We start from the raw sequence: 17,737 nt of genomic DNA, 5'->3' as shown, positions 1-17,737 counted from the left end.
TTAGGCAAGTCATGGGGCTTAATGAACCAATCCATATATTGTTGGTAGATGACCGCCCCGAGAACCTGCTTGCTCTGGAAGCGGTTCTGGAATCGGAACGATATAAACTCGTCAAAGCAACTTCAGGTGAAGAGGCACTTCGTTGTTTGCTGAAAGACGAATTTGCGGTCATTGTGCTTGATGTGCAAATGCCTGGAATGGATGGAATTGAGACTGCAAGGCTAATTAAAGCCCGCGATAAGTCTAAGGATGTGCCCATCATATTCATCTCTGCAAACAGCAGGGAAGCCGAGCATTTGTTTGCAGGCTATTCAGCCGGAGCTATTGATTACATGGTTAAACCGTTTATTCCTCAGATTTTGAAATCGAAAATTGAGGGATTTGTTGAGATGTTTATGACGAATAAAAGATTAAAGACCCAGACCATGCTGCTGCATCAAAAAACGCAGGAACTGGAGAAGATGAACCAGCAACTCATTCAGGCTAAGGAAGAAGCAGAGATTGCAGCCAATGCCAAGACCGAATTTCTCGCCATGATGAGCCACGAGATCCGTACACCGATGAACGGAGTCATCGGTATGGTTGACCTACTGATGGAGACAGAGCTTAAGGAAGACCAGAAAGAATATGCGGACATCGTTCGTCGTAGTGCCGATGCTCTAGTTACGGTAATTAATGACATTCTCGACTTTACGAAGATGGAATCGGGCAAAATGGAGCTGGAGGAGCATCCGTTTGAGTTGGTTGCTTGCATTCGGGAGGTATTAGGTTTATTTACGGTGGAAGCAGGGAAAAAAAATCTCGAACTGGACTATTTCCTGGAATCTTCCGTTCCCCAGCTTGTTTATGGAGACATGGCAAGATTGCGCCAAGTATTAATGAATTTGATTGCTAATGCGGTAAAATTCACGGATCATGGTGGGGTTTATCTTATCGTATCGGTCAATGAGGAGAAGGACGGAAGAATGACACTGGAGTTTGCCGTAAAAGATACTGGCATTGGTATCTCTGCTGACAAAGTGGATCGTCTGTTCCAGCCATTCTCCCAACTTGATACCTCGATGACACGCAAATACGGCGGAACAGGGCTAGGGCTCGCTATTTGTCGTACTCTCGTTGAGATGATGGGTGGTCACATCTATCTGGATACATCGGAGAAGCGCGGAGCTACGTTTGTATTTACGATCCAGGCACAGCGATATGTGGAAACCGAGTTTGTGGTTGGCGGTGGTGATGAGCAACCGTCTGATGTGAAAAATTACGAGCATCAGCCAAGAGTGTTAATTGTGGATGATCATCCTATTAATCAAAAGCTGATGTCGATCATGCTGAGCAAGCTTGGATTTGTCTCAGATCTGGCTGAGGATGGGCAAAAAGCACTCGACATGGTTCTAGAACATCCAAAATACGATTATATATTTATGGATCTGCAGATGCCTGTCATGGATGGACTGGAATGTACCAAAATCATTCGTGAACGTCTTCCCCAGACGCATCAGCCTGTTATTTTGGCCATGACAGCAAATGTGATGGATGGTATTCAACAACGCTGCTCCGCAGCGGGGATGGATGATTATATTAGCAAACCTGTCAAAATGGGCAGTGTGAAGCAGAAATTATCGCGATTTCAGGAACAACGAAAAATGTTTAAACCCAGATCATCAGCCATGAATCATGCCAATTAAAATAATTTACCAACATTTGTTTTGTTTCACATAGGCTCAAGTTGGGTTATTAGTAAGGAAACCATTGATCAGGAGAGAGATGTCTAATGAATACAAATAAAAATGAAAAATTCAACGCAAAGACCGAGACACACGAAGGCGTATGCACGGTGTATCTGACTGGCGAGCTGGATTTGTCGGTTGCTCCTGAATTCCGTTTGGTCATGGAGCCGCTTGTGGACAACAAAGAACAAGATCTGATTATCAATATGAAGGACCTCAAGTATATCGACAGTACAGGGATCGGAATCCTGTTATCTGTTCTGAAGGCACGACATGGAATGGAAGCACGCTTCGAAGTACAAGAAGTTCCTGCACAGATACAGAAGCTTTTTGATATGACGGGTATTGCCAAATTCTTTGTCTCACAGAAGAATTCCCAATAGGAAAGGATCGAAAAAGGAATGAATGCAGAAGTTGAAAGAATTACCCTTAACTTACCGGCAACAGCTGATTATGTGGATATCGTAAGACTTAATCTTTATGGGGTAGCATCCAAAATGGGATTCTCTTATGAAGATATTGAGGATATGAAAGTGGCTGTATCCGAAGCTTGTAACAATTCTGTACTGTATGCCTACTCCCACGAAGGCGGCATGGTTGAAGTTGTATTTGAGGTGGATGGCGAAACGCTCGCGATTACAGTAAAAGACGAAGGTGCAAGCTTTGACCACATCAACCCGGCAGCAACACGTGCTGGCCTGCATGACAAGGAACTGTCAGATGCTCAGATCGGTGGACTTGGGTTCTATCTGATGCAAGCGTTGATGGATGATGTCAGTGTGGAGAGTGAGACGGGCAAAGGTACGAAAGTAGTACTCGTTAAACGTCTTGCAAGAAGTGAGGAGAAAGTATGAATGAAAAAGTGACTCCCCAGAGTCCATGTCTGAAGCTGTAGGTTTGATCTGGGAATACCAGCAGACCAAGGATAACGAAATTGCTACTGTTCTTATCCGCAAATATGAACCGATGGTAAAAATGGCAGCAGGCAAGATTGCCCGAAATCGTCCCGATCTGTATGAGGATTTATATCAGACAGGACAGATGGCGTTGATTCGATTGCTCCAGCAATACGATATTAACCTAGGGATTCCTTTCGAGCCTTACGCCATGAAGAGTATGATCGGTCATATGAAAAACTACCTTCGAGACAAATCTTGGTACATTCAAGTACCTAGACGGATTAAGGAAAAGGGTGCTCTCGTTCAGCATGCTATCGATGAACTAACCGTGAAACTGGAACGTTCACCTAGTGTAGACGAAATTGCACATTATCTTGACCTTACCCCGGAGGAAACCATTGAAGTATTGGCTGGCCGTGAGTGTTACCATTATGTTTCCCTAGACTCCCCGCTATCACAAGATGAGAGTGCGGCGACATTAGGTGAACTTATTAGTGCGGATGTCAATGACTTTGATTCGGTTGAAAAGCGGATGGATCTACAGCAGGCATTAGGACAGTTGAAGGAACAAGAGCAGAAAGTGCTCATCTTGGCGTTCCAAGATGGTCAGTCTCAGCGGGCGATCGCGCAGAAATTGGGTGTATCTCAAATGAGTGTATCCCGAATTCAGAAGCGAGCAACCGAGAAGTTAAAACAGATTATGTCAAATGCTTCGATGCTATGAGATGTAAATTTTTGATGAAGTTGAGTTCGGCATAATGAAGGACACGTGATTCCACTGGAATGCATACGTGTCCTTTTTTGAATGGATTAGTGAGTGATGGGAGTGCTGTATGTAATAGGATGAACGTATGCTGGATTGGAGGAATTAGAACTCGTGGATGAGGTCGATTTGCAAGTTAGACGAGATCAATTGTCTTTCTCGAATAAGTGGAAATGGTGGGACTGGGTAGCACCAGACAAGCAGGATATGGATGAGGTTTTACAAGAGCTGATGGAATCATTCCCTGAAATGCAATATTGGCTTCGCAAAATTCCAGAAGTGCATTCCAATTATTTATCTGTTCGATTTATGAATGGCGATGAGCCCGTTATATTTGGTTCTTTATTATATGCAGTGAAGAATGAGAAGGATAGCGAACGAAAAGAAAATCAGATGTTTTTTTATGTGGATCAGCGCACACTTGTTACGCTCAACATGGACAATAATACGAGGGGCATCATGAACACCGGAGAACGTGCTGCCATGCTGAATCAATGCAATGAGGCAAAAGACGGCATGTTTGTTTTGTTTCGAGCAATTTTGCACTACTATCACGTCGGAATGGATCATTTTGAGATGAACCTGCGCGAGCTGGAGCGGAAGATGGAATCACGCAACGCACGCACACTGATGGATCAGATCCTCGTATCTCGTTATGAACTGCTGTATTGGAGCAATCTGTTTATTCCTTTTTCGGAGTTAATCGCAGCCTCCAAGGAAGCTTACCTGGATGAGATACAGGATAATCGGTTTTTTCGACAGCTTCAGCACCGAATTGAACGAATCGAACGACTCTTTCAGCATTATGAGAAGGAAATCGACACTTTAATATCTATCGACAATGCAACATCTGGTGTGCGAGGCAATGAGATCATGAAGACACTTACCATCGTAACCTCTGTGTTCACGCCCGCTACTGCAGCTGGTGCGATCTGGGGAATGAATTTTGAGAACTTACCTCTAATTGATAAAACTTGGGGAGTAGTTCTGGTCATTGCATTAATCCTGGCCAGTATGTCTGGCATGTACATTTGGATGATGATGAAAGGCTGGACAGGGGATCTGTTAAGAGTGAAGTCCTCCCAGCCTCCAGTTGATGAGAACAAACGTCCCACTTCCGTCAGGAAAGGATAGGCTAGGAAATCACTCTCCTAATTTTTGTAGTCTTCAATGTAGCCAAGCAGATCCGCAATGTATTGTCCAACAATCGGCATGTTCACAAATTGACTCAGGAGATAACCGAGAAGACCCAGTACTACAAATGTTCCAACAGTCAGTCCTAAGCCACGAGCCATACCTGCTGTGAAATTGGTGATGATTCGTTTCTTAGGATTGGTATAGTTCTCGATGATATCCTTAATCTGCGCCTTTTCAAGACTATCTGCAATTTGATCGAGACGGGTATTGAGCTTTTTCACCTCATGTCGTAATTCAAAAGGATGCTCTGACGTATCATATTGCTGTCTAGGAGGGTCTCCTGATATAGGCGAGTTGCCGTTAATTGTAACTTTACTCATGTTCATTCCTCCTATTATGAGATGGGAAGAGAAATAGCCAGCTAAACTCAGCTGGCTATTTTACATTCAATTAGCCTTACAGACTGGTTGAATTCAGCTCTTTACGTGCATCATCCTTCGCATCCTCCGCCGCTACAGCGACCTCGCTTGAAGCTTTGGACGTTTCATTAGCAATATCCGTCGAAGCTTTGCGAACGGAATCCATAACGTCATTGCGACCTTGGTTCACGGTTTTTGCAATATCAGACGTTTTAGATGATACCGTTTTGGCTAGTTCAGACGCTTTATCACCTACAACGCTTGCCACTTCCTTGGTACGATCAGTAACCATACCTACTTTTTCGGAAAGGTCACCACGCAGTTCACGTCCTGGTTTAGGAGCAAAGAGCAATGCTGCTGCTGCACCTAACAAACCTCCGATGAAAATACCTTTCGCGAAAGTAGAACCCGTCTGTACAGGATATTGTTCTTCTGCTTTATTCATGTTTAATCACTCCTTCTTTAAATTAAGAAACGGCTAACGAAACAACGAACACCTTGTTGACCGATCAGGCAGCCTGTCTGAACAGTCTGGACACAAGCCCCAGCAAGAACACAAAGAGCGCTGTACCAATGATGGCAGGAATTACTGCAAAGTTACCGATAACTGGTCCCCAGTTACCAAGCAAAAGTGCCCCTAACCAGGCTCCTGCAAATCCGGCAATCATTGCGCCGATGATACCACCGGGCATGTTGTGACCGGCAAGTGCATCTCCGATCAAACCAATAATGACCGCCATGATTATGCTGATAATAATGCCCCACATAACAACCGCCTCCTTTAAACTTGATGTAGGATGTTGTCTGTTCGCGTTTGCTTACTTCGTATATAAACGCGGTGCTTCAAGGTGAAACAGTTAAACTTGTCGTTAGACCGCTGGAAATTTATATGTAATGTATCTTGTCCGCGCTCTTAGCTCCGCTGTTTAATAGCAGGAATCATGCAGAGAATCCAAGCTAGACCTGCCATGAATCCAGTGAAAACATCGGAAGGATAATGAACACCTAACATGATCCGACTTAGACCAATCAACGTTACAAATATGATGCCACATAAAATAGGAATTCCTGGTCTGGATGTTCGTAATTGCCGTTCAATAGCCCAGATGACGAAGAGCATGCCGTAAAAGCCCATGGAGATCATGGCATGTCCACTAGGAAAGCTATAGCCGTGAACAACTAATAGATGCTCAAGCTCGGGTCTGCTACGTTGGAAAATCTCTTTTAATCCAGTATTCAGTGCCCACATAATGGCGAAACTGCCCAATAACGCATATCCATACAAGTAGAACCGAGGAATTCGCTGTAGGAAAAACAGGAGCGTGAAGCCGATGGCTGCGAGAGCAGAGATCTTAAAGGATCCAAGCGCAGTAATAAACGAAGTGAAAGGAAACAGTTGAAGACGAGTTTCGGAATGAAGATAGAATAAACGTTGGATCTGATGATCCCATTGCAAAATCACATCCGTGCCCAGGATGGAGGCAAGAGCAGCAATAAGAAATACAACGACAGAACTCATGACAATGCCTGCGATGCTCCATATAAGTAGAGCACGAATTGGTGAATTGGGTTTAGCCAAAAAGCTCGGTGAGGACTGGGCGTTACGTAGCATGATGAGTATCTCCTCCGTTGAAGTAGTCAGATGGGAATATGGTTAATGCTTTACCCGAAAGATATGTCGAAAAAACTGTAAAAATGAAGTTTTTGTACTATACTAATTAAGATATCCCATGCGGCGTCGTGACGCAAAGCAGATATGATTATGGGAGCATAAAGGAGAGAACTCGCATGGAGAGTGCCCTGTTAGTTAAAGAATACCGTGCTGGCGAGATGGAGTGCGCCCACTACGGTCACATAAGTATTACAGACGAATACGGTAAAGTGGTTTATTCAGTAGGTAATCCACATTTTAGAGCGTTTACGCGTTCATCAGCCAAACCGTTTCAAGCCATTCCAGGCATTCGTGCAGGAATTGCGTCTCACTATGGGTTATCTGCTCAAGAGATTGCTATTATGGCATCCTCACATCGATCAGAACCAGTTCATATCCAAGTATTGGAGCAGTTATCTGCCAAAATCGGACTGGGAGAAGAATGTCTAGTCTGTGCGGCGAGTTACCCTCTCAATGAGGAGAGTCGAAATGAATGGTTACGTGGTCAGGGAGAGAAGCGCCGGATTTTGCATAACTGTTCAGGGAAACACTTAGGTATTCTTGGATACAGTCAGATGAAGAAGGTTGATCTAGGCAGTTACGCTGAGCGAGAACATCCGGTACAGCGCGAGATTTTAGAGACGATGGCGTACATGGCCGGAATTGAGCAGCATGAAATTCAACTAGGGACGGATGGCTGCGGCTTTCCGGTATTTTCGTTGCCATTATCAGCATTATCGAACGCTTATCTGAAATTAGCCTGTCCAGATCTAATCGAGGATGCTTCGACACGCAGTGCGGTAGAGACCATTACAGCAGCAATGAACGAATTTCCACTCATGGTAGGTGGTACTCATCGCGTAGACTCTGTTCTACTGGAAGACGACAACATCGTAGCCAAGGGCGGATTCAAGGGTGTATTCGGTTTTGCGCTCAAAAAAGAAAGATTAGGCATCACCTTTAAGATCCTTGATGGTTCAGAGGAAGAATGGGCTTGGATTGCCCAGTCAATTCTTGAGCAGATTGGTTATGCGAACCAAGCAACGATTGCAAGGTTACGCGAAATATATCCACCAGATATCCGAAATGATGCTGGCACAATTGTAGGACGGGCAGAGAGTGAATTCATTTTACAATCAACTGAAAAAAGCGTATAAACTGAACTAAAGTGCATGATTAGAATGGTCTAACCAAGGGTAAACATGACATACCAACTGGTATGAATCTATACAATTCGTTTACATGAAGGACTGCTGGAGAGATACTGGCAGCTCTAACCCTTGGAGGTGGATGAACATGATTAAAGTAGTGACATCGGAAGAAAGGCACACGTCGGATCGCGGTTGGATACACAGTGAGTTTAGCTTTTCTTTTGCAGATTATGATGACCCAAGCAATGCCCATTTTGGCTGCCTGTTAGCTCATAATGACAACACGCTGATGCCGCAAGAGGGCTTTAAGAGACATCCACATCATGATCTAGAGATTGTTAGTTATGTCATTTCAGGCACGTTGAAGCATACAGATACAATGGGAACAGAAGAATTGCTGGAACCCGGAACCGTACAAGTGATGAGTGCGGGGACAGGAGTAGAGCATTCGGAGACCAATCCTTCAACAGAGGAGCCGGTACGTTTTCTGCAAATGTGGTTCTTGCCTTCTGAGCGGAAAGCAAAGCCAACGTATACGAACCGGCGTTTTCAGCCGGAGGATCATCTGAACCGTTTGTGCCCTATCGTGTCAGGGCAAGCCGGGGAAGGCACGGAGGATGCGTTACCTATTCATCAGGACGTTACATGTTATTTGTCCAAATTGGAATCTGGCAAAAAGCTAATGTATCCACAACATGAAGATAGGCGGACACACCTTTTCCTGATCAGTGGTCATATCTCCATTGAATGTGCAGATGGCAACTTCGATCTTAAACCTGGAGATGCAGCACGAATTCGTAAGAGCTGTGATCTGCAGATCACTGGAACGGGCAGCGAGCCTGCTGAATTTGTATTGATTGATCTACCATAAGAAGTTATGTTCTGATGCATTAGTGTTCAGGATGATGCGGATTTGTACTGAATCTGTTCCTATGAATATTGGAAAATAAATAAACAGAAGAGGATCTATTCCCACAATGATGTGGAGAATAGATCCTCTTCTGTGCTAAGGCTTCTTTCGTTGCACTCTGCGATGTAGTATCAACTGTAGTCAGCCATCATGCTATTTGACAATCTGACAGGAGAGAAGTTACTTGCGCAGGTTACCAAGTTCAGAAGCTACAGCTTCAACCTCAGAGATGCTCAAGTGTTCTTTTCCCATAACCATCTCATACAGATCGTGAAGGTCTTCATACTTTTCCAGTGGAAAAGATGATCCTTGCATTGCGGCTCCACTCGCCATCCGCAATTTGGTTTTGATTGCCTCAATCATATATTCCATGTTGGCAGTACTTGCTTGCGTTAAATCCATCGTTATGTCCATCCCTTCCCTATCGGAAACTGTTGTCATTGTATCATGATTGGACTGGCTCAGGCGAATGCTTTTGCGGGAAAAGAGGGCATCGGGTAAAATGATGGATACAATAACAGTCGACATCCATACGATGTGCGAAGGAGGAAATGTTTTTGGCAGCATATAAGCGGGAATTGATCCGCAAGCAGAATCGAGAAACCCGTAGAAGTGTGCAGGGAGAAGAGCTAGATTTATTTTTCCACAACATATATCAGGTTCACTCCCCAGATGAGATCACCTTTGTGTGTATTGGTACAGATCGTTCTACAGGTGATGCACTCGGGCCGTTAACAGGGAGTTTGCTGGAAGGAAAAGGAGTGGGGCATGTTATAGGAACAATGCCATATCCTTGTGATGCAGACACGCTGCAACAGAAGCTGGCATGCATCCCGCCACATCAAGTCATCATTGCCATTGATGCGTGTCTGGGGCCGAAGGCTGCGATAGGTCACTTTTACCTTTTTAATCAGGCCTTGAATCCAGCTGAATCTGTAGGGGGCAACCTGCCATCCGTCGGACATTATAGTGTAGCCGCTGTGGTGAATGCGAATGGGCCAAGACCATATACTGTGTTGCAAATGACGTCTCTTCACCAGGTGATGAACATGTCCCAGATGATTGCAGAAGCCGTGTTGCAAGCAGCAGTTTCGGGCAAACCGTTTCATTCCTGATAGGAATGCTTAATAATATACAACCTGAACCAGATTCATTACAATGAACGCAAGTGCATTTATTATGTGTAGAGAGAGGGATACATATGGAAAAAGTGATGTGTGATGGAACGACAATTTGTTATGCTGAACAAGGTCAAGGAGATGCGCTGATCTTACTCCACGGATATTGTGGTAGCTCTTCCTATTGGGATGAAGTGGTACCTGAGCTTGCACGAAGCTATCGCTGTATCGTGCCTGATCTGCGTGGACACGGGAAAACGGATGCGCCTGTAGGAAGTTATACGATGGATCAGATGGGCAATGATGTACTGCAATTAATGGATGAGTTAAAGGTAGAAAAGGCAACTCTGCTTGGTCACTCCATGGGAGGTTACATCGCCTTGTCTATTGCTCAGCGTCATCCAGAACGACTCAATGCCTTTGGTTTGATTCATTCTACGGCTTACCCGGATAGCGAAGAGGGGAAAGAAAAACGACTTCGTGCCGTGTCAACGATACAGACGGATGGAATTGTGAATTTCGTGGATGGTTTGGTTCCCGCGTTATTTGCCCCAGAACATGTAGAGTCCATGTCGGCACAAGTTACACGTGTGAAAGAAATTGGGTATCAGACAGCACCACAAGGAGCTGCTGGCGCTGCGCTCGCTATGCGTGAACGTCCAGATCGTCGTGATGTTTTGTCAGCTACACCATTACCTGTACTGTTGGTTGCTGGAGAGAAGGACGCTGTCATTCCGCCAGAACGCACTTTCACAAGTGATAAGCCACATATCGTACAAGCGGTAATTCCCGGAGTGGGACATATGAGCATGTATGAGGCACCGGAACAGTTAATTCAGGTGATTAAGCAATTTATGGATGGTTTGTCTTCATCGAAATAATGTATAGAACGAGGATTATGGCTTAGCTTCATTTACAGCATAAAGTGATGATCCATTTAACCATTTAACAATTAACGATGATGCATATATGAACCTCTGCCAAATACCCTATTCGGGAAGGCAGAGGTTTTTTTGCGTATAAGGTCACGGTTGGAGGGGCGTACTTTGGCTTTTTGATAGTGCATGCATTAAAATAATGTTCATAGAGGTTGTTCAAAGTCCGTCCTTTTTGAACACGCAATGAAAGACTGCTAGGCCGAGGTTAGGTCAACAAGCGAACGTTAAGGGGGCACATTGGATGTTCAGAAAAGACTATCTGCTCCGCATGGTGGAGGAAATGACTGAAGCGATCGGCAAAGTGTTTACGTTGAAGCAACAGCGGAAACATGCCGAGGCACTGTCTGAACTGGATGAATTACTTCGCAGGAATTTTGGCTTGAATTCGTCTTTGCTGAATTCTTTGCCTGCAGAGGATGTTATCGAGCTATTCCGTTTTCGTGGCATGATTGAAGTAGATAATTTGCAGCAAGCGGCACGCCTACTTGAAGAGGAAGCTTATATATATGGTGAAAAAGCGAAGGTTGAAGGCATAGATGATGAGGAACGACAGCATTCATTAGATGAAGAACTCATCCGATTAATGAAATCTCTTCATTTTTATCTATATGCACTAAATCACGGAGCCAATCCGAAACTGCTGGATGCGCCGGATCGTGTCGAGTCCATTTTGGATCTAACCAAAGAATACGAACGACCGGCACGAACGGAGAAACAGCTTGCCATGTACCGTGAACAGCAAGGAAAGTATGATCAGGCAGAGAACAGCTGGTATAGACTATTACATGTTGGTGGAGAGCATCCTGTGAATTATCGTCATGATGTGCAGGCATTCTATGAACGGCTAAGTGAACTTGAAGATGCCAAGCTTGAGGCGGGAGGACTCCCTCGTGAGGAAGTGGAAGAGGGGTTTGCCCAGTTACATCGGGAAACGGCGAATGGATAGGAACACCGCTTGTTAGATGTCCTTGCTTGGAGCGGGGACGGAATTGTGGTATGGTAACGGTTGACCAAACCAAATCGAAAGTGAGATGTACCCCCGTGGATTCATTGCGAAAGCTTATACAAGACATCTTTGAACAGAACTCGCTGATTACGGCGACCTGGAGCCAGCTACGCAGACGGGACAATGTCTCGTATACGAAAGTGCAAGTCAAGCCGGTAACGCTCAAAAATCAGTTGCATTATCAATTCGCATTTCATTATAACAACAAAGTGCTGCATGAGAATTTGACTCCGGCTGAAGCGACTGAACGCATGACTGAACTGGCCGAAGAGACGTTTCGTCAAGGGCTGCTCTGTACCACAGAAGCAGACTATCAGATTTTGATCAGCAAAAAATATAAAGTGTCGATTCTGACGAAATCCGCATCCAAGACGGCTGTGGATCTGTCCCACAATCGCAAGAAGCAATACGTACTGGAGGATGGAGTCCCTGTTTCCTTCTTAGTCGAATTAGGAATTATGAATGAAGAAGGTAGGGTACTCGCTCGTAAATACGATAAGTTCAGACAGATCAATCGTTTCCTTGAGATGGTGCAGGATGTAATTCCCCACCTGCCTGAAGGTCGCCCGCTGACCATTGTTGATTTTGGCTGTGGTAAATCGTATCTGACCTTTGCTCTGTATCACTACCTGTCCGTACAGCAACGCAGATCCTTGAAAGTTATAGGTCTGGATCTGAAAGCGGATGTCATTGAGCATTGTAACGATCTAGCGAACAAGCTGCATTATGGTGATCTGAAGTTCTTGGTTGGAGACATTGCAGACTATGATGAGCTGAATGCAGTAGATATGGTCGTCACACTACATGCCTGCGATACGGCGACAGATGCGGCATTAGAAAAAGCAGTCCGTTGGGGAGCCTCTGTTATTTTATCGGTTCCATGCTGTCAGCATGAGCTATTTGACCAGATCGAGTCTACGGTCATGAATCCGTTGTTGTCCCATGGTATTCTCAAAGAGCGCTTCTCTGCACTTGCGACAGATGCCATTCGTGCTAAGTTGCTCGATCTAATGGGATACAAAACGCAGTTGCTCGAATTTATCGATATGGAGCATACGCCCAAAAACATTCTCATACGAGCTGTACGGGGCCAAGCAGGTCCAACGAAGCAGTTGTGGGATGAATACACAGCGTTCCGTGATTTCATTCATGCCGATCCGTATCTGGAACGAGCTTGTGCAGACCTGTTGCCAGGAGGCGCTTCTCGGGAAGCATCTGGTACAGATGAGGGTACGCCTTCTTCAAGTGATTGTAAGGACTGTTAATGAATATTTGTGGAGGTCAGCCAGAATTGTTCTGGCTGGCTTTTTTGTGTTTTCAGGTCAGTCAGTAATTGTTGGTTGACCTTTTTTGTGCTTTCAGTGCAGTGACTCATTGGGTGGATGAGATCGTCAGCATCAAATTGTTAGAGTTTAACAAACGAATGGATAGAGTCGAATGATGAAACGTGGATATGCTCGTTTATGTTTCATAAACATCCTGACCATACTGATAATGAGAATGGAAAGCTTATGGAAGTGTATCGGAATTGCTACGTCACGTAGATTGCTTATATAAGGCAGTTTGACATAGAGGATCTCACGACTCAATAAAAGTGCGTGTTCAAAAAGGTCGGTTTTCAGTACCGAGAAGATGGGATGAAGATAGAAATGGAGTAGCGGAGCGTAGGCAAACCTACGTGAGCAACGGACATTTCGGCTGAATTCCATCTTCGACGCTGAGATGCCGCTCGCGCATCCTTCGTAATCAAAAGAGGACTTTTTGAACAACCTCTAAAAGGGTTTAAGCACTACAGGTAGGAGGTGTCATGTGTTGGCAAAGAGGGATACGTCCAAACGAAAAGGGAGAAATTCGCTGGAATCATGCTTAACCGCAGCATTGGGGTTGCTCGTTTGTATGCTTTTGTGGATGGCATCTCTACGCCAGGGATTGTTTTATGCTACTGATGTCTATGAAACTCTTTTGATGGCTTGTGCAGGGGCACTACTCGCATTCCTCTTCATTTTCATCTTCTTGTTGTATCATGCAGATCAAACGAATTCTAAACGAGGTTTGCTGAGCATAAATGGATTAGATCTGACCCGACCAGAGGATAAGTCAATACAGTTATCTTTCTTGAGATGTTTTTCGTCGACGATGTGGCCGCTAGGTATGATGGTAGGGTTTGCCATGCATGCGTTAATCGGCTCACACAGTACACAGGGCAGTTTAGATGAAATGCTCCGGTGGAGCTTGCTAGCCATTTTTGCTCTGTTGGTAGCAATATTGGCTTGGCTCCCGCAAGGAGCAGGATGGTTTAATCTCGGCTGGCAGATTACAGGCGGCGTGCTAGTGTTGAGCGGCATCTTAACCGTGTGTGGTGTCATACCGCTGCCTTTTGGGGTCATGCGAACAGCCGACCCTGAGATTAGCTCTGCCGGAGCACGGCTCGGCGGATTGCTGCAATACCCCAATGCGTACGGTGCCGTAGTTGGCATGTACACATTGGAGCGGCTAGGCGCCGCCGCGCGCGTCATCGGCTGGCGACCACAGCAAGGCGTGCGGCCGTTGCCAGCCGTGCATCCGCCGCGCGCCGCGCAGCTCATCGCGGCTGCGGCGCCGCTGATGCCCGCGATCGCCGCGCTCCTGCTGAGCGAGTCGCGCGGCGCCTGGCTCGCAACCGGCTGCGCGGCCGGTTGCGCCTTCGTCTTACAGCGGCGGGCATACCGCCTGCCGCTGCTGCTGGCCACGGCCGCGCCTCTGGCGAGCGCGGCGTGGCTATATCGCCAGTTGGCTGCTGCCCAACTGGCGCCTGCACCTGTGCCCGGCCTGCTGGCACTGGCCGGGGCATGGGCAGCTGCGCTGCTCGGCACGCTGCTGCTGTGCCGGTTATGGCACAGCAGCGCGAGTTCGCGCGCAGCCGCCATAACGGCCACGGCGCTGGCGGCAGTTGCCGCAGCCGCGCTGGCCGTGACCTCCACCGCCGAGCGTCTCGCGGCAGGTGTCGGCACAGGGCTGTCCCGCCTACGGATGTGGCAGGACGCCCTGAAGCTGTGGACCGAGGCCGCATGGCTTGGCCACGGGGGAGAGGCATGGCGCGGCATGTATCGCGCCATACAATCCTCGCCGTATGTTGGCGGCGAGGTTCACAGCGGCATCCTTGATCTTGCTCTGGATACTGGCATAATCGGACTAGTGCTCGTTGCGTTGTGGTTTATCTCCACACTACGCATCGCATGGCAAAATGCCACTCACCTGATTCCTTGCATCCTGGTTTTTGCTATTCATGGTGCAATCGACTTTGACTGGAGCTTCACGCTGCTGTGGATGATGTTTATCTGGCTTGGTGGCTGGGCATATGCCTTGCGATTTAATGTGCAACGAACGCTGGAAGCACAGCCATCCGTGCACCGTGCCAAAGGCAGTAACTTGGAACATAGTCCTGTTGTTTCACTGTTCGATTTTAGCACTAATCCAATTCCTTCAGGGCAGCGTGAATGGCGGAGATCGACACATGAGGAAGCTTATTCGCAAAAGGCACTCTCGGAATGCAGGTATGAAATAGGGGCTAGTGTACATAAGTATCAAGTGGTGGATATATGGACTAGATCCGGTTTGATTCTACTCACTGCGTTCTGTTGGATTGGCGGAACAGCTTGGCTTGCTGGGCAGCAGGTTGCAGCGGAGATGCATTATCGTCAAGTTGTACAATCACCGAATCTATCAGAGGAAGAAACATCGATACTTATTCAGGCCTACCGAGCGAATCCATACCGTCCGGATATCGCTATTTCGCTAGCTCGAATACTTCCTGCGGTTGATGGAGAGAAGATGCTGCGACAGAGCTTGTCCCATGTCCAATCCGATCCCAGAATGTATTTTGAAGTAGGAAGACTTGAAGCCCAATCGCTTAAGAGCGAACAAGCCATACATTACTTTAATGAGGCGATTGCATTGAATCGGTATGATTCAATGCTTCATTCCGAGGCTTTATATTGGATGGAGCAGATCGCGCGGCGAGAGTTGAAGGCAGGACAACTCGATCAAGCCAGGCACACTGCTGCGGCTGGAGTGCATATTGTTGAACATTATAGGCAGTTGGTTGAAGAGGTGGCGATAAATAATGATCGTAATGACCGCCACTTCGTGTTTCATCCAGAGGTGACCGCGTATGAAGCAAGCCTGCGCACAATAGCTACAATAGCTGCCAATACTTATTCCTCTAAAGATTTCAGTATCGATCGTTAACGATGTACACAGGTTCACCTAACCATGGATGAGAGAGGAGCAGAGAGAGGGCAGTAGAAAAGAAGCTGCTCCCGCTCTCTTGCTTCCACTTCTCTATAGACGATAACCACCAAACGCCTGTTGAAATGCACGCTGAAGAGGCTCTAGCTCTACGCTCCATAATGCAGCAAGCTCTGAGCTTACATCTGCGTTCCACCAATCACACAGTTTTTTGCGATTATCACGATTTTCCCCGATCCAGAGCAGATTGCCAATCACTTTACCGTAATATAGCTCTTCTGCTTGTTTCATCAGCTCCGGGGAAACATACAATTTAAGTCGTTTGGCTGTACGATATAGCTCCTTGCTACAAGCTCGCCGAATGCCTCTTGCCGAGGGCAGCTTCTGACCAGGCATGTTATGTTTTACCGGGGGAGTGCCGGGTGTGGTTTTGCTTGACATCTCATCACGCTCCTCTTCCGATACCATATGCGGAGTTCCTCTTACAGGACACAATCCCAGCCGGGCAATGTAGCAACGTCTACAGCCCTGTGATAAAATAAGGACGAACATCCATCGTGCGAACGGGCACTGCTAATCAGGATGAAGAAAGAGGGTTGAGATGGACGCTATTCATAATATAGTCAGCCAATTGTTCGATTGGATTCAAAGTCTTGGATACTTTGGAATCATGCTTGGATTAATGCTTGAGGTCATTCCGAGTGAAATTGTGCTGGCGTATGGAGGTTTTCTCGTATCACAGGGAAACATCAACTTTTTCGGTGCTATGATTTTCGGTACAGTGGGCGGTGTGATCGCACAGCTATTTATTTACTGGATCGGTCGTTATGGTGGCAGACCTGTACTTGAACGCTACGGGAAATACATACTCATCCAGAAAAAACATATTGACCATTCCGAAGAGTGGTTCCGCAGGTATGGTACAGGTGTCATTTTCACGGCGCGGTTTGTTCCGGTGGTAAGGCATGCAATCTCTATTCCGGCTGGCATCACGAAAATGCATACAGGCAAATTCATCTTGCTTACTACCCTCGCTGTTATACCTTGGAGTGCTTTGTTTATATATTTAGGGATGATTCTTGGAGATCAATGGGAACATATTGATGAGAAAGCGGCACCGTACATTATGCCGATTTTGCTTGTAGCACTGGCACTTATGATTATTTATGTACTAATTAAATGGATGAATGCTCGTAAAAAGAAGGGAAGTGTTGAGTAATGAGTAAACCTAACTTATCTCACAAATTCGGTAAAGGTCTGCCTCCGAAAGAATTTATTGAGAGTATGACGAAGAACCAAAGTGAATTTCAGGCCAACTATGATAGCTTTACTTGGGCTAGCGAAGAGGATCGTGAGTTTTTCGAAAGCCTTAACTTCCGTGACGATCTGCGTGTTCTGATTCTTGCTGCTGACTGGTGTGGCGATGTTGTACGTAATATCCCAGTTGTGTTTCAGGCTCTAGAAATCTCTGGTATACCGACAGAAGTGCTTATTATGGAGAATCACCCGGAAGTAATGGATGAATTCTTGACTATGGGTGGACGCTCTGTGCCGATCGTTATTTTTGCAGACACAGGTGGTCATGTGCTTGGTCAGTGGGGACCACGTCCACAGCATGTACAAGAAGTCATGGTTGAGTTCAAACGTCTCAATCCAGATCGTGAAGCGGCAGATTATCAGGATAATATCGCTGTGGCACGTCAGGAAATGGCTAAACGTTATGGGGAAGGGACGGAATCACATGCAGTTATCGTTAGCGAGCTGCGTGAACTGATTTCGGGTTATTGATTC

Annotated in this window: 19 protein-coding genes and 1 pseudogene; 14 read left to right on the top strand and 6 right to left on the bottom strand. The window is 46.2% G+C overall.

All coding sequences use genetic code 11. From position 1 onward, the window contains the following. Nucleotides 1-11: 11 nt before the first annotated feature. From DMB88_RS25445 to DMB88_RS25425, 5 genes and pseudogenes are all read left to right on the top strand, one after another. The gene (locus DMB88_RS25445; RefSeq protein ID WP_128103563.1) at nucleotides 12-1,685 is read left to right on the top strand and encodes a response regulator; all 1,674 of its coding nucleotides are present in this window, start codon (nucleotides 12-14) and stop codon (nucleotides 1,683-1,685) included. 86 nt (nucleotides 1,686-1,771) lie between these two features. Continuing rightward, entirely contained in the window at nucleotides 1,772-2,110 is a 339-nt protein-coding gene (locus DMB88_RS25440) for an STAS domain-containing protein (protein ID WP_128103562.1), read from the top strand. 18 nt (nucleotides 2,111-2,128) lie between these two features. Further along, a complete protein-coding gene (gene rsbW, locus DMB88_RS25435) occupies nucleotides 2,129-2,581 on the top strand; it encodes an anti-sigma B factor RsbW (protein ID WP_128103561.1) in 453 nt (150 codons plus the stop codon). Next, nucleotides 2,578-3,350, top strand: a pseudogene (locus DMB88_RS25430) (sigma-70 family RNA polymerase sigma factor). Before rsbW ends, DMB88_RS25430 begins: the two are co-directional and overlap by 4 nt. A 135-nt stretch (nucleotides 3,351-3,485) precedes the next feature. After that, nucleotides 3,486-4,523 carry a magnesium transporter CorA family protein gene (locus tag DMB88_RS25425; protein WP_254438340.1) on the top strand — a complete coding sequence of 346 codons (1,038 nt, stop codon included), beginning with the start codon at nucleotides 3,486-3,488 and terminating at the stop codon, nucleotides 4,521-4,523. Between the two features lie 17 nt (nucleotides 4,524-4,540). Here the strand turns inward: DMB88_RS25425 and DMB88_RS25420 are convergent, their stop codons facing one another. The 4 genes from DMB88_RS25420 to DMB88_RS25405 all read right to left on the bottom strand — a co-directional run bounded on the left by DMB88_RS25420 (nucleotide 4,541) and on the right by DMB88_RS25405 (nucleotide 6,557). Beyond that, complete coding sequence (locus tag DMB88_RS25420; RefSeq protein WP_128103559.1) at nucleotides 4,541-4,912, bottom strand: DUF5665 domain-containing protein; 372 nt, start codon at nucleotides 4,910-4,912, stop codon at nucleotides 4,541-4,543. Nucleotides 4,913-4,982: 70 nt separating this feature from the next. Then, nucleotides 4,983-5,390 carry a YtxH domain-containing protein gene (locus DMB88_RS25415; protein WP_128103558.1) on the bottom strand — a complete coding sequence of 136 codons (408 nt, stop codon included), beginning with the start codon at nucleotides 5,388-5,390 and terminating at the stop codon, nucleotides 4,983-4,985. A 64-nt stretch (nucleotides 5,391-5,454) separates the two neighbouring features. Continuing rightward, on the bottom strand, nucleotides 5,455-5,712 hold the full coding sequence (locus tag DMB88_RS25410) for a GlsB/YeaQ/YmgE family stress response membrane protein (protein WP_056693407.1): 258 nt from the start codon (nucleotides 5,710-5,712) through the stop codon (nucleotides 5,455-5,457). Nucleotides 5,713-5,858: 146 nt separating this feature from the next. After that, nucleotides 5,859-6,557, bottom strand: a complete 699-nt coding sequence (locus tag DMB88_RS25405) for a phosphatase PAP2 family protein (RefSeq protein WP_128103557.1) — start codon at nucleotides 6,555-6,557, stop codon at nucleotides 5,859-5,861. Nucleotides 6,558-6,733: 176 nt separating this feature from the next. Between DMB88_RS25405 and DMB88_RS25400 the strand changes: the two genes are divergently transcribed. Then, nucleotides 6,734-7,753, top strand: coding sequence for an asparaginase (locus tag DMB88_RS25400; protein WP_128103556.1), 1,020 nt, complete (start codon nucleotides 6,734-6,736; stop codon nucleotides 7,751-7,753). 139 nt (nucleotides 7,754-7,892) lie between these two features. Further along, a complete protein-coding gene (locus DMB88_RS25395; protein ID WP_128103555.1) occupies nucleotides 7,893-8,618 on the top strand; it encodes a pirin family protein in 726 nt (241 codons plus the stop codon). A gap of 219 nt (nucleotides 8,619-8,837) precedes the next feature. On the opposite strand, the gene DMB88_RS25390 is transcribed toward DMB88_RS25395, so the two are convergent. Next, nucleotides 8,838-9,059 (bottom strand): DUF1128 domain-containing protein, encoded by a 222-nt coding sequence (locus tag DMB88_RS25390; RefSeq protein ID WP_056693416.1) that lies wholly within the window; start codon nucleotides 9,057-9,059, stop codon nucleotides 8,838-8,840. 155 nt (nucleotides 9,060-9,214) lie between these two features. Between DMB88_RS25390 and yyaC the strand changes: the two genes are divergently transcribed. From yyaC to DMB88_RS25365, 5 genes are all read left to right on the top strand, one after another. Beyond that, nucleotides 9,215-9,772: a spore protease YyaC gene (gene yyaC / locus DMB88_RS25385; RefSeq protein ID WP_254438339.1), complete on the top strand. Its 558-nt coding sequence runs from the start codon at nucleotides 9,215-9,217 to the stop codon at nucleotides 9,770-9,772. 86 nt (nucleotides 9,773-9,858) lie between these two features. Beyond that, nucleotides 9,859-10,656: an alpha/beta fold hydrolase gene (locus tag DMB88_RS25380; protein WP_128103553.1), complete on the top strand. Its 798-nt coding sequence runs from the start codon at nucleotides 9,859-9,861 to the stop codon at nucleotides 10,654-10,656. A 298-nt stretch (nucleotides 10,657-10,954) separates the two neighbouring features. Next, nucleotides 10,955-11,659: a DUF6483 family protein gene (locus tag DMB88_RS25375; protein ID WP_128103552.1), complete on the top strand. Its 705-nt coding sequence runs from the start codon at nucleotides 10,955-10,957 to the stop codon at nucleotides 11,657-11,659. A gap of 50 nt (nucleotides 11,660-11,709) precedes the next feature. Beyond that, nucleotides 11,710-12,984 carry a class I SAM-dependent methyltransferase gene (locus tag DMB88_RS25370; RefSeq protein ID WP_128103551.1) on the top strand — a complete coding sequence of 425 codons (1,275 nt, stop codon included), beginning with the start codon at nucleotides 11,710-11,712 and terminating at the stop codon, nucleotides 12,982-12,984. Between the two features lie 1,504 nt (nucleotides 12,985-14,488). Further along, nucleotides 14,489-15,946, top strand: coding sequence for an O-antigen ligase family protein (locus DMB88_RS25365; RefSeq protein WP_368028223.1), 1,458 nt, complete (start codon nucleotides 14,489-14,491; stop codon nucleotides 15,944-15,946). A 93-nt stretch (nucleotides 15,947-16,039) separates the two neighbouring features. Here the strand turns inward: DMB88_RS25365 and DMB88_RS25360 are convergent, their stop codons facing one another. Beyond that, nucleotides 16,040-16,387, bottom strand: coding sequence for a dehydrogenase (locus tag DMB88_RS25360; protein ID WP_082560313.1), 348 nt, complete (start codon nucleotides 16,385-16,387; stop codon nucleotides 16,040-16,042). Nucleotides 16,388-16,547: 160 nt separating this feature from the next. On the opposite strand from DMB88_RS25360, the gene DMB88_RS25355 reads away from it, so the two are divergent. Then, nucleotides 16,548-17,165, top strand: a complete 618-nt coding sequence (locus DMB88_RS25355) for an undecaprenyl phosphate transporter UptA (RefSeq protein WP_128103549.1) — start codon at nucleotides 16,548-16,550, stop codon at nucleotides 17,163-17,165. Further along, the gene (locus tag DMB88_RS25350) at nucleotides 17,165-17,734 is read left to right on the top strand and encodes a thioredoxin family protein (protein WP_128103548.1); all 570 of its coding nucleotides are present in this window, start codon (nucleotides 17,165-17,167) and stop codon (nucleotides 17,732-17,734) included. Before DMB88_RS25355 ends, DMB88_RS25350 begins: the two co-directional genes overlap by 1 nt. Nucleotides 17,735-17,737 lie beyond the last annotated feature (3 nt).

It is taken from the genome of Paenibacillus sp. DCT19 (assembly GCF_003268635.1).
Classification (GTDB): Bacteria; Bacillota; Bacilli; order Paenibacillales; family Paenibacillaceae; genus Paenibacillus.
The sequence above is the reverse complement of the archived record's forward strand: the minus strand, read 5'-3'. Positions and strand labels throughout refer to the sequence as shown.

Excerpts from the sequence above, each read along its gene's own strand:
- DMB88_RS25445 (WP_128103563.1), top strand. The coding sequence starts at position 12 with ATGGGGCTTAATGAACCAATCCATATATTGTTGGTAGATGACCGCCCC.
- DMB88_RS25440 (WP_128103562.1), top strand. The coding sequence starts at position 1,772 with ATGAATACAAATAAAAATGAAAAATTCAACGCAAAGACCGAGACACAC.
- rsbW (WP_128103561.1), top strand. The coding sequence starts at position 2,129 with ATGAATGCAGAAGTTGAAAGAATTACCCTTAACTTACCGGCAACAGCT.
- DMB88_RS25420 (WP_128103559.1), bottom strand. The coding sequence starts at position 4,912 with ATGAACATGAGTAAAGTTACAATTAACGGCAACTCGCCTATATCAGGA.
- DMB88_RS25415 (WP_128103558.1), bottom strand. The coding sequence starts at position 5,390 with ATGAATAAAGCAGAAGAACAATATCCTGTACAGACGGGTTCTACTTTC.
- DMB88_RS25410 (WP_056693407.1), bottom strand. The coding sequence starts at position 5,712 with ATGTGGGGCATTATTATCAGCATAATCATGGCGGTCATTATTGGTTTG.
- DMB88_RS25405 (WP_128103557.1), bottom strand. The coding sequence starts at position 6,557 with ATGCTACGTAACGCCCAGTCCTCACCGAGCTTTTTGGCTAAACCCAAT.
- DMB88_RS25400 (WP_128103556.1), top strand. The coding sequence starts at position 6,734 with ATGGAGAGTGCCCTGTTAGTTAAAGAATACCGTGCTGGCGAGATGGAG.
- DMB88_RS25395 (WP_128103555.1), top strand. The coding sequence starts at position 7,893 with ATGATTAAAGTAGTGACATCGGAAGAAAGGCACACGTCGGATCGCGGT.
- DMB88_RS25390 (WP_056693416.1), bottom strand. The coding sequence starts at position 9,059 with ATGGATTTAACGCAAGCAAGTACTGCCAACATGGAATATATGATTGAG.
- DMB88_RS25380 (WP_128103553.1), top strand. The coding sequence starts at position 9,859 with ATGGAAAAAGTGATGTGTGATGGAACGACAATTTGTTATGCTGAACAA.
- DMB88_RS25375 (WP_128103552.1), top strand. The coding sequence starts at position 10,955 with ATGTTCAGAAAAGACTATCTGCTCCGCATGGTGGAGGAAATGACTGAA.
- DMB88_RS25370 (WP_128103551.1), top strand. The coding sequence starts at position 11,710 with ATGGTAACGGTTGACCAAACCAAATCGAAAGTGAGATGTACCCCCGTG.
- DMB88_RS25360 (WP_082560313.1), bottom strand. The coding sequence starts at position 16,387 with ATGTCAAGCAAAACCACACCCGGCACTCCCCCGGTAAAACATAACATG.
- DMB88_RS25355 (WP_128103549.1), top strand. The coding sequence starts at position 16,548 with ATGGACGCTATTCATAATATAGTCAGCCAATTGTTCGATTGGATTCAA.
- DMB88_RS25350 (WP_128103548.1), top strand. The coding sequence starts at position 17,165 with ATGAGTAAACCTAACTTATCTCACAAATTCGGTAAAGGTCTGCCTCCG.